12 protein-coding genes are annotated in these 12,970 nt (G+C 70.2%); 11 read left to right on the top strand and 1 reads right to left on the bottom strand.

From position 1 onward, the window contains the following. Positions 1 to 39 precede the first annotated feature (39 nt). The 10 genes from argC to ACT4N7_RS02145 are packed head-to-tail and all read left to right on the top strand — an operon-like array spanning position 40 to position 9,141. The gene (gene argC / locus ACT4N7_RS02190; RefSeq protein WP_444826848.1) at positions 40 to 1,062 is read left to right on the top strand and encodes an N-acetyl-gamma-glutamyl-phosphate reductase; all 1,023 of its coding nucleotides are present in this window, start codon (positions 40 to 42) and stop codon (positions 1,060 to 1,062) included. Further along, positions 1,059 to 2,234: a bifunctional glutamate N-acetyltransferase/amino-acid acetyltransferase ArgJ gene (argJ, locus tag ACT4N7_RS02185; protein ID WP_444826847.1), complete on the top strand. Its 1,176-nt coding sequence runs from the start codon at positions 1,059 to 1,061 to the stop codon at positions 2,232 to 2,234. The genes argC and argJ overlap by 4 nt, the downstream gene beginning before the upstream one ends. Next, positions 2,231 to 3,115, top strand: a complete 885-nt coding sequence (argB, locus tag ACT4N7_RS02180) for an acetylglutamate kinase (protein ID WP_444826846.1) — start codon at positions 2,231 to 2,233, stop codon at positions 3,113 to 3,115. The genes argJ and argB overlap by 4 nt, the downstream gene beginning before the upstream one ends. Further along, a complete protein-coding gene (locus ACT4N7_RS02175; RefSeq protein WP_444826845.1) occupies positions 3,112 to 4,302 on the top strand; it encodes an acetylornithine transaminase in 1,191 nt (396 codons plus the stop codon). The genes argB and ACT4N7_RS02175 overlap by 4 nt, the downstream gene beginning before the upstream one ends. Positions 4,303 to 4,305: 3 nt before the next feature. After that, positions 4,306 to 5,226: an ornithine carbamoyltransferase gene (gene argF, locus ACT4N7_RS02170; protein WP_444826844.1), complete on the top strand. Its 921-nt coding sequence runs from the start codon at positions 4,306 to 4,308 to the stop codon at positions 5,224 to 5,226. After that, positions 5,223 to 5,744, top strand: coding sequence for an arginine repressor (locus tag ACT4N7_RS02165; RefSeq protein WP_444826843.1), 522 nt, complete (start codon positions 5,223 to 5,225; stop codon positions 5,742 to 5,744). Before argF ends, ACT4N7_RS02165 begins: the two co-directional genes overlap by 4 nt. Next, positions 5,737 to 6,933 carry an argininosuccinate synthase gene (locus tag ACT4N7_RS02160; RefSeq protein WP_444826842.1) on the top strand — a complete coding sequence of 399 codons (1,197 nt, stop codon included), beginning with the start codon at positions 5,737 to 5,739 and terminating at the stop codon, positions 6,931 to 6,933. The genes ACT4N7_RS02165 and ACT4N7_RS02160 overlap by 8 nt, the downstream gene beginning before the upstream one ends. A gap of 41 nt (positions 6,934 to 6,974) precedes the next feature. Then, entirely contained in the window at positions 6,975 to 8,399 is a 1,425-nt protein-coding gene (argH, locus tag ACT4N7_RS02155) for an argininosuccinate lyase (RefSeq protein WP_444826841.1), read from the top strand. After that, the gene (locus tag ACT4N7_RS02150; RefSeq protein ID WP_444826840.1) at positions 8,396 to 8,530 is read left to right on the top strand and encodes a hypothetical protein; all 135 of its coding nucleotides are present in this window, start codon (positions 8,396 to 8,398) and stop codon (positions 8,528 to 8,530) included. Before argH ends, ACT4N7_RS02150 begins: the two co-directional genes overlap by 4 nt. Then, a complete protein-coding gene (locus ACT4N7_RS02145) occupies positions 8,527 to 9,141 on the top strand; it encodes a DNA-3-methyladenine glycosylase (RefSeq protein WP_444827036.1) in 615 nt (204 codons plus the stop codon). The genes ACT4N7_RS02150 and ACT4N7_RS02145 overlap by 4 nt, the downstream gene beginning before the upstream one ends. A gap of 45 nt (positions 9,142 to 9,186) precedes the next feature. On the opposite strand, the gene ACT4N7_RS02140 is transcribed toward ACT4N7_RS02145, so the two are convergent. After that, the gene (locus ACT4N7_RS02140; RefSeq protein ID WP_444826839.1) at positions 9,187 to 10,983 is read right to left on the bottom strand and encodes a bifunctional metallophosphatase/5'-nucleotidase; all 1,797 of its coding nucleotides are present in this window, start codon (positions 10,981 to 10,983) and stop codon (positions 9,187 to 9,189) included. A 197-nt stretch (positions 10,984 to 11,180) separates the two neighbouring features. Between ACT4N7_RS02140 and tyrS the strand changes: the two genes are divergently transcribed. Next, positions 11,181 to 12,464, top strand: coding sequence for a tyrosine--tRNA ligase (tyrS, locus tag ACT4N7_RS02135; protein WP_444826838.1), 1,284 nt, complete (start codon positions 11,181 to 11,183; stop codon positions 12,462 to 12,464). The last annotated feature ends 506 nt before the right edge of the window (positions 12,465 to 12,970 follow it).

Here is a 12,970-nt window from a genome sequence, read left to right as displayed (position 1 = left end):
TGATTGAGTGAACTTGCAGGCCCGTGCATAATCATCCACATGACGGTGCGGGTCGCGGTGGCGGGCGCGAGCGGGTACGCCGGGGGAGAGCTCCTCCGGCTGCTGCTCGCGCACCCCGATGTCGAGATCGGCGCGCTCACCGCGGGCGGCAACGCGGGCTCCCGGCTCGGCAGGCACCAGCCCCACCTGCTCCCGCTGGCCGACCGCGTCCTCGGCGACACCACCGTCGACACGCTGACCGGCCACGACGTGGTCTTCCTCGCCCTGCCGCACGGCCATTCCGCCGCGATCGCCGCCCAACTCGCCCCCGACACGCTCGTGGTCGACTGCGGAGCCGATCACCGGCTCACCGCCGCCGCGGACTGGAACCGGTGGTACGGCGGCGACTACGCGGGCCACTGGCCCTACGGCCTGCCCGAACTCCCCGGCGCGCGCGCCGCCCTGCGAACCGCCAGGCGGATCGCGGTCCCCGGTTGCTACCCGACCGTCAGCTCGCTCGCCCTCGCGCCCGCGATCCAGCACGGCCTGGTCACGCCCGAGGTCGTGGTCGTCGCGGTGTCCGGGACGTCGGGGGCGGGCAAGAGCCTCAAGCCGAACCTGCTCGGCTCCGAGGTGATGGGCTCGCTGAGCGCGTACGGCGTCGGCGGCGCCCACCGGCATACCCCCGAGATCACCCAGAACCTCAGCGCCATCGCGGGCACGCGCGTCGCCGTGTCGTTCACGCCGGTCCTCGCACCGCTGCCGCGCGGCATCCTCGCCACCTGCAGCGCCGCGCTCGCCGACGGCGTCACCGACGTCCGCGCCGCCTACACCAAGGTCTACGCCGACGAGCCGTTCGTCCATCTGCTGCCGGAGGGCCAGTGGCCCACCACGGCGGCGGTGCTCGGCTCCAACGCGGTGCACCTGCAGGTCACCGTCGACGCCGACCTCGGCCGCTTGGTCGCGGTCGCCGCGATCGACAACCTCACCAAGGGCACGGCGGGTGCCGCCGTGCAGTCCATGAACATCGCGCTCGGCCTGCCGGAGACCGTGGGCCTGTCCACCGTGGGAGTCGCACCATGATCGACCGCAAGCACGGTGTCGCGGCGCCCCAAGGGTTTCGCGCGGCCGGGGTCGCCGCGGGCATCAAGGCCAACGGCCTGCTCGACCTGACCCTCGTCGTCAACGACGGCCCGGCCGCCGCCGCGGCGGGCGTGTTCACCCGCAACAAGGTCAAGGCCGCGCCGGTCCTCTGGTCCCAGCAGGTGCTCACCACCGGAAAACTCAAGGCCGTCGTGCTCAACTCCGGCGGTGCCAACGCCTGCACCGGCCCGGAAGGCTTCCAGGACACCCACGCCACCGCGGAGAAGGTCGCCGACGTGCTCGGCGTCGGCGCGATCGACGTCGCCGTCTGCTCCACCGGTCTCATCGGCGAGCGACTGCCGATGGACGCCGTCAAGTCCGGTGTGGACAGTGCGGCGAAGGAGTTGGCCCGCGGCGCGGCCGCGAGCCTGGCCGCCGCGACCGCCGTGATGACCACCGACACCGTGCCCAAGCAGGCCGCGCTGACCCACCCCGACGGCTGGCGGATCGGCGGATTCGCCAAGGGCGCGGGCATGTGCGCGCCCAACATGGCCACCATGCTCGGCGTCGTCACCACGGACGCCGCCGTCGATCCGTCCGCTGTGGACGGTGCGCTGCGCGCCGCCGTCGAGGCCACCTTCAACCGGCTCGACGTCGACGGCGGCACCTCCACCAACGACACCGTGCTGCTGCTGGTGTCCGGCGCCTCCGAGGTGTCGGTCGGCCCGGCCGAGTTCACCGAGGCGCTGACCGCGCTGTGCGCCGACCTCGTCGCGCAGTTGCAGGCCGACGCCGAGGGCGTCACCAAGCACGTCACCATCACCGTGCGCGGCGCGGCCACCGACGCCGAGGCCGTGGCCACCGCTCGCACGGTCGCACGGGACAACCTGTGCAAGACGGCGTTTTTCGCCGCCGACCCCAACTGGGGCCGCATCGCGATGGCCGTGGGCAACGCGCCCACCGAGTTCGACCAGCAGAACCTCGACATCACCATCAACGGCGCCATGGTGTGCCGCGCGGGCGGGCGCGGCGAGGACCGCTCGGCCGCCGACCTCACCGGCCGCGACATCCTCGTCGAGGTCGACCTGCACGCGGGCGCGGGCATCGGGACCATCCTCACCACGGACCTCTCCCACGCCTACGTCGAAGAGAACAGCGCGTACTCCTCATGAGGGACGCGACCGAGAAGGCGGGCGTGCTCATCGAGGCTTTGCCGTGGCTGCAACGCTTCCACGGTGCGCTCGTGGTGCTCAAGTACGGCGGCAACGCCATGGTCGACGACACGCTCAAGCGGGCGTTCGCGCAGGACATGGTGTTCCTGCGGGTCGCGGGCCTGCGCCCGGTCGTCGTGCACGGCGGCGGCCCGCAGATCACCGCCATGCTCACCCGGCTCGGCATCGCGGGCGAGTTCAAGGCGGGCCTGCGGGTGACCAACCCGGAGACGATGGACGTGGTCCGCATGGTGCTCACCGGCCAGGTCAGTCGCGAGCTGGTCGGCCTGATCAACCAGCACGGTCCCTACGCCGTCGGTATTTCCGGCGAGGACGCGCACCTGTTCACCGCCGAGCGACGCACCGCCGTGGTCGAGGGTGTGGAGGTCGACCTCGGCCTGGTCGGCGACGTGGTCGAGGTCAACCCCGACGCCGTGCTCGACATCGTTCGCGCTGGCCGCATCCCGGTAGTGTCCACAGTGGCCCCGGACCGGGCAGGCTTGGCGCACAACGTCAACGCCGACACCGCCGCCGCCGCGCTCGCGATCGCGCTCAAGGCGGAGAAGCTCGTCGTGCTCACCGACGTCGAGGGCCTCTACGCCGACTGGCCCGACCGGTCGTCGCTGCTGCCCGAGGTGCGCGCGAGCGAACTGGAGAAGCTGTTGCCCGGGTTGGAAAGCGGCATGCTGCCGAAGATGGAGGCGTGCCTGCGCGCGGTCACCGGCGGTGTGCCGCGCGCGCACGTCATCGACGGCAGGCTCGCGCACTCGGTCCTGCTCGAAGTGTTCACCAGCGGCGGCGTCGGCACCATGGTGCTGCCGGACGAGGGGGAATCATCGTGATCGAGTCCAATCAGGACGGTCAGTGGCGCTGGCGGTCCGCGCTGATGAACAACTACGGCACCCCGCCGCTCACCCTGGTGCGCGGCGCGGGCGCGCACGTGTGGGACGCCGACGGCACCCGCTATCTCGACCTGGTCGGCGGCATCGCCACCAACGCGCTCGGCCACGCGCACCCCGCGCTCGTCGCCGCGGTCACCGCGCAGATCGCCACCCTCGGGCACACCTCGAACCTGTATGTGAACCCGGTGACCGTCGAGTTGGCCGACGCGTTGCTCGACGTCGCCGGGTTGACCGGCAACGCGAAGGTGCTGTTCTGCAATTCGGGCGCCGAGGCCAACGAGGCCGCGTTCAAGATCAGCAGGCTCACCGGCCGGACGAAGGTCGTCGCGTGCGATGGCGCGTTCCACGGCCGCACGATGGGCGCGCTCGCGCTCACCGGCCAGCCGCCCAAGCGCACCCCGTTCGAGCCGCTTGCCCCCGGCGTCACCCATGTCCCGTTCGGCGACGCCGACGCACTTCGGTCCGTTGTGGACGGTGACACCGCGGCGGTGTTCCTGGAGCCGGTGCTCGGCGAAGGCGGCGTCATCCCGGCCCCCGACGGCTACCTACAGGCCGCCCGCGAGATCACCGCCGCGACGGGCGCGCTGCTGGTGCTCGACGAGGTGCAGACCGGAATCGGCAGGCTCGGGAGCTGGTTCGCCTTCCAGCAGGCGGGCATCGCCCCGGACGTGTTCACGCTGGCCAAGGGCCTGGGCGGCGGTCTGCCGCTGGGCGCGTGCGTCGGCGTCGGCGCCGCCGCCGACCTGTTCGGCCCCGGCCACCACGGCACCACGTTCGGCGGAAACCCCGTCTCCTGCGCCGCCGGTCTCGCCGTGCTGCGCACCATCGCCGCCGACGGTCTCCTTGAGCACGTCGCCGCGCTCGGCAAGGATCTCGCCGCGGGCATCGAGAACCTGCACCACCCGCTGGTGTCCGGCGTCCGCGGCAGCGGCCTGCTGCTCGGCGTGGCGCTGACCCGGTCGGTCTCCGCCGCCGTCGCGAAATCAGCGCAGGACAGAGGTTTCCTGGTCAACAACGTCCAGCCCGACGTACTGCGCCTCGCCCCGCCGCTGATCCTCACCGACCAGCAGGCCGGCGAGTTCGTCGCCGCGCTGCCCGGCATCCTCGACGCCGCCCAGGAGGGCTGAGCGATGGTCCGGCACTTCCTGCGCGACGACGACCTGACTCCCGCGGAGCAGCGCGAGGTCCTCGACCTGGCCATGGTCCTCAAGGCGGATCCGTTGGCGCGGCGGCCTTTGCGGGGCAAGTCGGTCGCGGCGATCTTCGAGAAGAACTCCACCCGCACCCGGCTCTCCTTCGAGGTCGGCATCGCCCAGCTCGGCGGCCAGCCGATCATCGTGGACGGGCGCACCATGCAGCTCGGCCGCGAAGAGACCATTGAGGACACCGCACGGGTGCTCTCGCGCTACGTCGATGTCGTCGTCTGGCGCACCTACGCCCAGAAGCGCATCGACGCGATGGCGTCTGCCTCCCGCGTCCCTGTGATCAACGCGCTCACCGACGAGTTCCACCCTTGCCAGGTGCTCGCCGACCTGCAGACCATCGAGGAGCGCCACGGCAGGCTGGCAGGCATCACCGCCACCTACCTCGGTGACGGCGCCAACAACATGGCCCACTCGCTGATCCTCGGCGGTGCCACCGCGGGCATGCACGTCCGCGTGGTCGCCCCCGAGGGATTCCAGCCACAGCAGGACTTCGTGCTCGACGCCAAGCACCGGGCGGTCGAGACCGGCGGCAGTGTCACCGTGCTCACCGACCCGCACGCGGCCGTCGACGGCACCGACGTCCTGGTCACCGACACCTGGACCTCCATGGGCCAGGAGAACGACGGCCGCGACCGGATCAGCCCGTTCCGCAAGCTCCAGATCAACGCCGAACTCCTGGCGCGCGCCGCGCCGGGCGCGATCGTGCTGCACTGCCTGCCCGCGCACCGCGGCTGGGAGATCACCGACGACGTGCTCGACGGCCCGGCCAGCGCCGTCTGGGACGAAGCCGAAAACCGTTTGCACGCCCAGAAAGCGCTGCTCGCGTGGCTGGTGGCTCAGGAATGAACACCCGGGTGGCGCGCCAGGCGCGCATCGTGGTGCTGGTGGCCGAACGCGCCGTCCGCAGCCAGACCGAACTGGCCACGCTCCTCGCGGCCGAGGGGGTCGAGGTAACCCAGGCGACCCTCTCGCGCGACCTCGACGAACTCGGCGCGGTCAAGCTGCGCGCGGTCGAGGGCGGTGCCCCGGTCTACGTCATCCCCGAGGACGGGAACCCGGTGCGCGGCCTGCAAGGCGGCACTTCGCGGCTGTCCCGGCTGCTCGGCGAACTGCTGGTGTCCGCGGACGGCTCGGCCAACCTGACCGTGCTGCGCACCCCGCCCGGCGCCGCGCAGTTCCTCGCCAGCGCCATCGACCGCGCCGCCCTCCTTGAGGTCGTCGGCACGATCGCGGGCGACGACACGCTGATGGTGATCTGCCGGGAACCGGTGACCGGACTGCAGATGGCGGAGCGCTTCACCGCGATGGCCGCGCGCAACAACGGAAATCCAGACGTGCCAAGACAAGGAGAGAACAATGAGTGACAGGGTGGTGCTGGCGTACTCCGGCGGCCTGGACACGTCGGTGGCGATCGGCTGGATCGCCGAGGAGACCGGCGCCGAGGTCGTCGCCGTCGCGGTGGACGTCGGCCAGGGCGGCGAAGACCTGGACACGATTCGCAAGCGGGCCTTGGCGTGCGGCGCCGTCGAAGCGGTCGTCGCCGACGCCCGCGACGAGTTCGCCGAGCAGTACTGCCTGCCCGCGCTGCAGGCCAACGCGCTGTACATGGACCGCTACCCGCTGGTGTCCGCGATCTCCCGCCCGGTGATCGTCAAGCACCTCGTCGAGGCCGCCAAGTACCATGGCGCGACCACGGTTTCCCACGGCTGCACCGGAAAGGGCAACGACCAGGTCCGCTTCGAGGTCGGCATCGGCGCCCTCGCGCCCGACCTCAAGGTCGTCGCCCCGGTCCGCGATTTCGCCTGGACCCGGGAGAAGGCCATCGTCTGGGCCGAGGACCGCAACCTGCCCATCGACGTGTCGAAGAAGTCGCCCTACTCCATCGACCAGAACGTCTGGGGCCGCGCGGTGGAAACCGGTTTCCTGGAAGACATCTGGAACGCCCCGATAGAGGACGTCTACGACTACACCGCGAACCCCGCCGAGCCGCGCGACTCCGACGAGGTCGTCCTGACCTTCGACCGGGGTGTCCCGGTCGCCATCGATGGCGAGACAGTGACGGTCCTGCAAGCGATCCAGGAACTCAACCGGCGCGCGGGCGCCCAGGGCGTCGGCAGGCTCGACATTGTCGAGGACCGGCTGGTGGGCATCAAGAGCCGCGAGGTTTACGAGGCCCCGGGGGCGATCGCGCTGATCACCGCGCATCAGGAGTTGGAGAACGTGACCGTGGAGCGGGATCTGGCTCGCTTCAAGCGGACTGTCGAGCAGCGCTGGGGCGAGCTGGTCTACGACGGTCTCTGGTTTTCTCCGCTCAAGGACGCGCTGGACACCTTCATCGCCAAGACCCAGGAACACGTCTCGGGTGACATTCGGATGACCCTGCACGGCGGACGCGCGGTGGTCACCGGACGCAAGTCCGAGCAGTCCCTCTATGACTTCAACCTGGCTACCTACGATGCGGGCGACACCTTCGACCAGTCCCTGGCCAAGGGGTTCGTCCAACTCTGGGGCCTCCCCAGCAAGATCGCCGCCAAGCGGGCACAACACCACTGAACCGGGGTACCAACGAACTGTACTGTCCAGAAAGGACTGTCGTGACCGAGCAACCCACCGCACTGTGGGGAGGGCGGTTCAGTTCCGGCCCCGCCGAGGCGATGGCCGCACTGAGTCTGTCGACCCACTTCGACTGGCGGCTCGCGCAGCACGACATCGCCGGGTCGCGGGCTCATGCCCGTGTGCTGCACCGTGCGGGACTGCTCACCGACGACGAACTCCGCGACATGCTGACCGCCCTGGATGCCCTGGAGGCCGACGTGGCGTCCGGGGCGTTCACCCCGGTCGTCGCCGACGAGGATGTGCACACCGCGCTGGAACGCGGGCTGGTCGACCGGGCGGGTGCCGATCTCGGCGGCAAGCTGCGCGCGGGCCGCTCCCGCAACGACCAGATCGCCACCCTGTTCAGGATGTGGCTGCGCGAGGCCGCCCGACACGTCGCGGGTGGCACCCTCGATGTGATCGAAGCCCTGCTGTCCCAGGCCCGGCGCCACCCCGACGCTGCCATGCCCGGCCGCACCCACCTGCAGCACGCCCAACCGGTGCTGCTCGCCCACCATCTCCTCGCCCACGCCCAGGCCCTGCTGCGCGACGTCGACCGGCTGCGCGACTGGGACGTCCGCGCCGCTGTGTCGCCCTACGGGTCCGGTGCGCTCGCGGGTTCGTCGCTGGGGCTGGACCCGGCCGCGATCGCCGAGGAACTGGGCTTCGACGCGCCCGTCGAGAACTCCATCGACGGTACCGCCGCCCGCGACTTCGCCGCCGAGATCGCCTTCGTGCTCGCCATGCTCGCGGTCAACCTGTCCAGGGTCGCCGAGGAAGTGATCATCTGGACCACGGCCGAATTCTCCTACGCCACCCTCGACGACGCGTGGGCCACCGGCAGCTCGATCATGCCGCAGAAGAAGAATCCCGACGTCGCCGAGTTGGCGCGTGGCAAGTCCGGCAGGCTCATCGGCAACCTCACCGGACTGCTTGCCACCCTCAAAGCGCAGCCGCTGGCCTACAACCGCGACCTCCAGGAGGACAAGGAGCCCGTCTTCGACTCGGTCGACCAGCTCCGACTCCTGCTGCCCGCGTTCGCGGGCATGCTCTCGACGCTGACCTTCGACACCGACCGGCTCGCCGCGCTCGCTCCCGCCGGGTTCACCCTGGCCACCGACATCGCGGAATGGCTTGTCCGCCAAGGGGTTCCGTTCCGGGTCGCGCACGAGGCGGCGGGGGCGTGCGTGCGCCGCGCCGAGGCGCGCGGCGTCGGCCTGGAAGACCTCACCGACGCCGAGTTGGCCGAGGTCAACCCGGCGCTGACACCTCAGGTCCGCGACGTCCTGACCGTCGCGGGCTCGATCGCCTCCCGCGACGCGTACGGTGGGACCGCGCCGCCACGGGTCGCGGAGCAGCGGAACCGGGTCGTGCGGCGGATCGAGGAGTACCGGGCGTGGGCGGAGCAAGTCATCCGAAAGTGACCTGGATTCTGTTCGTGGGCAACAGTTTCACCTACTTCCACAACTTGCCGGAGCTGATCGCCGGGCTCGCTCGCCCGGCGTGCCCCGTCGAGGTGGTCATGATCGCCTCGGGTGGCGCGCTGTGCGCCTGATCACCCGCGCCGAACTCGCCGTCGACCCGGTCGAGGCCGCCAAGCTCCTGCTCGGCTCGGTCCTGGCCGCCGACAGTCCACAGGGGACTGTCCACACGCGCATCGTCGAGGTCGAGGCGTACCGCGGCGGCGACGATCCGGCCTCGCACTGCTACCGCGGCCGGACCCCGCGCAACGACGTGATGTTCGGCCCCGCCGGTCACCTGTACGTCTACTTCGTCTACGGCATGCACTTCTGCGCCAACGTCGTCACGCTCACCGACGGCGTCCCCGGTGCCGTGCTGCTGCGCGCGGGCGAGGTGGTGTCTGGAGTGGACCTGGCCAGAACCCGTCGCCCGGCCGCCCGCAACGACGCCGACCTGGCCAAGGGACCGGCCAAACTGACCAGCGCACTCGGCCTCGACCGCGGCCACGACGGCGCCGATCTCACCGACCCGACTTCCCCGGTTCGCCTCCTCGCGGGCGACCGCGTCCCGCCCGAGGCCATCCGCGTCGGTCCGCGCGTCGGCGTGGCGGTCGCCATGGACATCCCGTGGCGCTTCTGGATCGACGGCTCCACCTCGGTCAGCGCGTACCGGCGCGGTGGCAAGCGCACCCCCGCGACGCGCTGAGGGCCACCCCACGGCACGTGGAGTGGCCCTCAGCCCAGCGGAAAATCAGGCGATCTTGGTGAACCGGTTCGACGGCCCCGGCGACACCGGGCCCGCACCGACGAGAGCGACCAGCGCGTCCACGTCGAAGCCGGGCGCGGTGACCCGACCGGTACCGGCGGTGAGCTTGGTGAACCCGTCCCCGCCGTTGGCGAGGAAGTCGTTCGTGGTCACCTTGTAGGTCGTGGCCGGGTCGATCGGCGCGCCGTTGAGCGAGAGCCCGGAAACCCGGTCACCTGCCGCCCGCGTGGTGTCATAGGAGTACGAGAGGCCCGCCGACACCTGCAGGATGCGCTGCACGGTCTGCCCGCCGAAGCCGACGAACTGCTGCTCCAGCACCTCCTTGAGCTGCGCACCCGTGAACGCCTGGGTCACCACCAGGTTGTTGAACGGCTGCACGGTGAAGCACTCGCCGTAGGTGACCTGGCCGGGGGCCTCGCCGCCGGGGGAGTTCGCGAAACTCAGGTCGGCCCGGATGCCCCCCGGGTTCATCAGCGCGATCTGCGCGCCCGCCGAAGCCGTGTAGCTCAACTGGGCGTCCGCGATCACATCGCCGAGCGGGCTCTCGCCGTCGGCGTCCGCGGTCCGCGAGATGTTCGCGGTGATGTCGCCGACGACGCGGTTGGCCAGCGGGGCCACCGCGGCCCGGTACTTGTCCACGAGCACCTTGGCGTCCGCGTCGACCAGGTTCGGGTTGCGCAGGAAGTTGCCCGCCGCGTCCTTGGCGTAGGTGCCGTCCGGCAGCTTCACGCCGTTCTCCGCGACGACGTTGCGCGCCTGCACCGAGGCGAACTTGCGGGACTTGCGGTCCAGGGTGAAACCGATGTCGGTGACCAGCGTGCCGTTCGAACCCGCGCTGGTGACCACGGTGTTCACCCCCGCGGCGTTGGGCAGCGCGCAGCTATAGAAGCGGTGCGTGTGCCCGGACACCACGGCACCGAACTCGGGCCGCAGCCCGGCGACGATGTCGGTGATCGGCCCGGCGAAGTTCGCGCAGCTCGACGGGTCCTGCGGGGTCGGCGGCGCGTTCTGCTGGCCGCCCTCGTGGATCAGCAGCACCGAGGCCTTGACGCCGAGCAGGCTGAGCAGGCCCGCGTAGAAGTTCGCGGTCTTGATCTCGTCGAGGAACTCGACCGACTTGATGCCTGCCGGGTTGACGATGCTCGGCGTGCCCTCAAGGGTCATGCCGATGAACGCCACCGGCACGCCGTCCACGAACTTGATCTCGAACGGCCGCAGGATCGGCAGCCGCGACCGCTTGTCCACCACGTTCGCGGCGAGGTACTTGAACTTCGCGCCCGCGAAGCCGTCGCCGTCCTGGCAGCCGTCGACCGGGTGACAGCCGCCGCGCTGCAGCCGCTTGAGCTCGTCGACGCCCTCGTCGAACTCGTGGTTGCCGACCGAGCTGAGGTCGAGGCCGAGCTTGGAGAGCACCTCGATGCTGGGCTCGTCGTGGAACGCCGCGCTGATCAGCGGCGTGCCGCCGACCAGGTCACCCGCACCCGCGGTGATCACGGTCTCGCCGCCCGCCGTGGCGTCCGCACGCAGCCGCTTGACGTGGGTGGCCAGGTACTCCACGCCGCCCGCGGGCACGCCGTTCACCAAGCCGCCGCTGCCGACCGGGGGTTCGAGGGCACCGTGGAAGTCGTTGAACGAGAGCAGCTTGCCGCGCACGGGGGCCGCGGTCGCGCCGTAGTCGACCTGCACCGACGTCATCGGCGTCCACGCCTCGGCGGACGGTGTGCTGCTCGGCAAGGTCAGGGGGATGGTGACCGTGACGGCTGCCGCGAGGGCGACCGGCACGATGTATCGCAGTAGGGATCGTCTGACGCCAGACACGGTGAGCCTCCAACTTGTCTTTCCCGATCGGGGCGCATCCTGCCTTGAATCGCCAGCTATGCATAGGCGGCAATGGGATCGATTGCGACAACCTCGTGGACACCAGGGCGCTGCCGGAATCCGGTAGGACCGACGGGCTCGGGTGGGAGAGGATGACTGTCGTGAGTGAACACATCCTCGACGAACTGTCCTGGCGCGGGTTGATCGCGCAGTCCACCGATCTCGACGCGCTGCGCAAGGATCTCGACTCCGGCCCACTCACCCTCTATGCCGGTTTCGACCCGACCGCGCCCAGCCTGCACGCGGGAAACCTGGTCCCGCTGCTCATGCTCCGCCGTTTCCAGCGCGCGGGCCACCGGCCGATCGTGCTCGCGGGCGGCGCCACCGGCATGATCGGCGACCCGCGTGACGTCGGCGAGCGCACCCTCAACACCACCGATGTGGTGGCCGAGTGGTCCGAGCGGATTCGCGGCCAACTGGAGCGCTTCGTCGACTTCGACGAGGCGAATGGCCCGGGCACCGCCGCCGTGGTCGCCAACAACCTCGACTGGACCGCCGAGCTGTCCGTCCTCGACTTCCTCCGCGACGTCGGCAAGCACTTCTCCATCAACGTGATGCTCGCGCGCGAGACGGTCAAACGCCGCCTGGAGTCCGACGGCATGTCCTACACGGAGTTCAGTTACCTCCTGCTCCAGTCGCACGACTACCTGCGCCTGCACCGCTCGCACGGCTGCGCGCTGCAGGTCGGCGGCTCCGACCAGTGGGGCAACATCATCGGCGGCGTCGAACTCGTGCGGCGGGTCGACGGTGCGACCGTGCACGCGCTCACCGCCCCGCTGGTCACCGACGCCGAGGGACGCAAGTTCGGGAAGTCGACCGGTGGCGGCACGGTGTGGCTGGACCCGGCGATGACCTCGCCGTACGCCTGGTACCAGTACTTCGTGAACGTCGGCGACACCGACGTCCTTCGGTACCTGCGGATGTTCACCTTCCTCGACCGCGCCGAGATCGACGCCCTGGCGCAGGACACGATCGAGCGCCCGCACCTGCGGTCCGCGCAGAAGCGGCTGGCCGAGGAGTTCACCACGCTGGTGCACGGCGAGCGGGAGACTGCCCAGGTCGTGGCCGCGAGCCAGGCCCTGTTCGGTCGCGGCGACCTGGCCGGACTCGACCTCACCACCCTCGACGCCGCCATGGCCGAGGCGCCGACCGGCACCGCCCGCCTGGCCGACGAGCCGACCATCGTCGACCTGCTGGTGGCCGCGGGCCTGGCCGAGAGCCGCGGGGCGGCCCGGCGCACCGTTCACGAGGGCGGCGCGTACGCGAACAACACCAAGGTCACCGACGAGGCGTGGACGCCGTCGAAGGAGAACCTGCTGCACGGCAAGTGGCTCGTACTCCGCCGGGGCAAACGCAACACCGCGGGCGTCGAGGTGCAGGTCTGAGCGTGGTCCACCGTGGCCGTCGACTCCCGTGGTCGGCGGCCACGGCCGTTTCCGCAGGTCAGCGCGCCGGGTGCCGGACAGATGCAGATAGTTGATGTGATCGCGGTCACATTCACAGCGGAGATCGGGTGGGATACGTTGGTGGCAGACTTGACACAGGGGCGATGACCTGCGGTTTCGCCCAGTGGCGGGCACTTGGGGGTGCGATTTGACCCCAGGTTTCCGGGCGTGTAACTTTCTCCAAGTCAGCGCGGCACGGGCCGGAAACTTCGGAACGAGCGATGGCGCAGGGGTCGCGAACCAAGCTCCCGCCAGTGAGTGGTAGAGTGGGCGACCTCGACAATTTCGAGAATTCTTCAGTATCTAGCCCTCGTTGGTGTCGCTCGTGTGAGTGGTTGATTCGGGTGTGCGTGTGTTGTTTGAGAACTCAACAGTGTGCCGATTTAAGCCAGTAGAGCTTGAATATTGAACCCTTTGTGGGTTCCTTTGAGATGGATTGATGCCAG

Origin of the sequence: Actinokineospora sp., assembly GCF_052390155.1 — a bacterium.
GTDB lineage: Bacteria > Actinomycetota > Actinomycetes > Mycobacteriales > Pseudonocardiaceae > Actinokineospora.
Note: the sequence above shows the minus strand (reverse complement) of the source record. Positions and strands in the feature narration are given on the sequence as shown.

Bases quoted from the DNA above. Each gene is read 5' to 3' on its own strand.
- ACT4N7_RS02165 (WP_444826843.1), top strand. From the start codon at position 5,223: ATGAACACCCGGGTGGCGCGCCAGGCGCGCATCGTGGTGCTGGTGGCC.
- argF (WP_444826844.1), top strand. From the start codon at position 4,306: ATGGTCCGGCACTTCCTGCGCGACGACGACCTGACTCCCGCGGAGCAG.
- ACT4N7_RS02160 (WP_444826842.1), top strand. From the start codon at position 5,737: ATGAGTGACAGGGTGGTGCTGGCGTACTCCGGCGGCCTGGACACGTCG.
- argC (WP_444826848.1), top strand. From the start codon at position 40: ATGACGGTGCGGGTCGCGGTGGCGGGCGCGAGCGGGTACGCCGGGGGA.
- argB (WP_444826846.1), top strand. From the start codon at position 2,231: ATGAGGGACGCGACCGAGAAGGCGGGCGTGCTCATCGAGGCTTTGCCG.
- argJ (WP_444826847.1), top strand. From the start codon at position 1,059: ATGATCGACCGCAAGCACGGTGTCGCGGCGCCCCAAGGGTTTCGCGCG.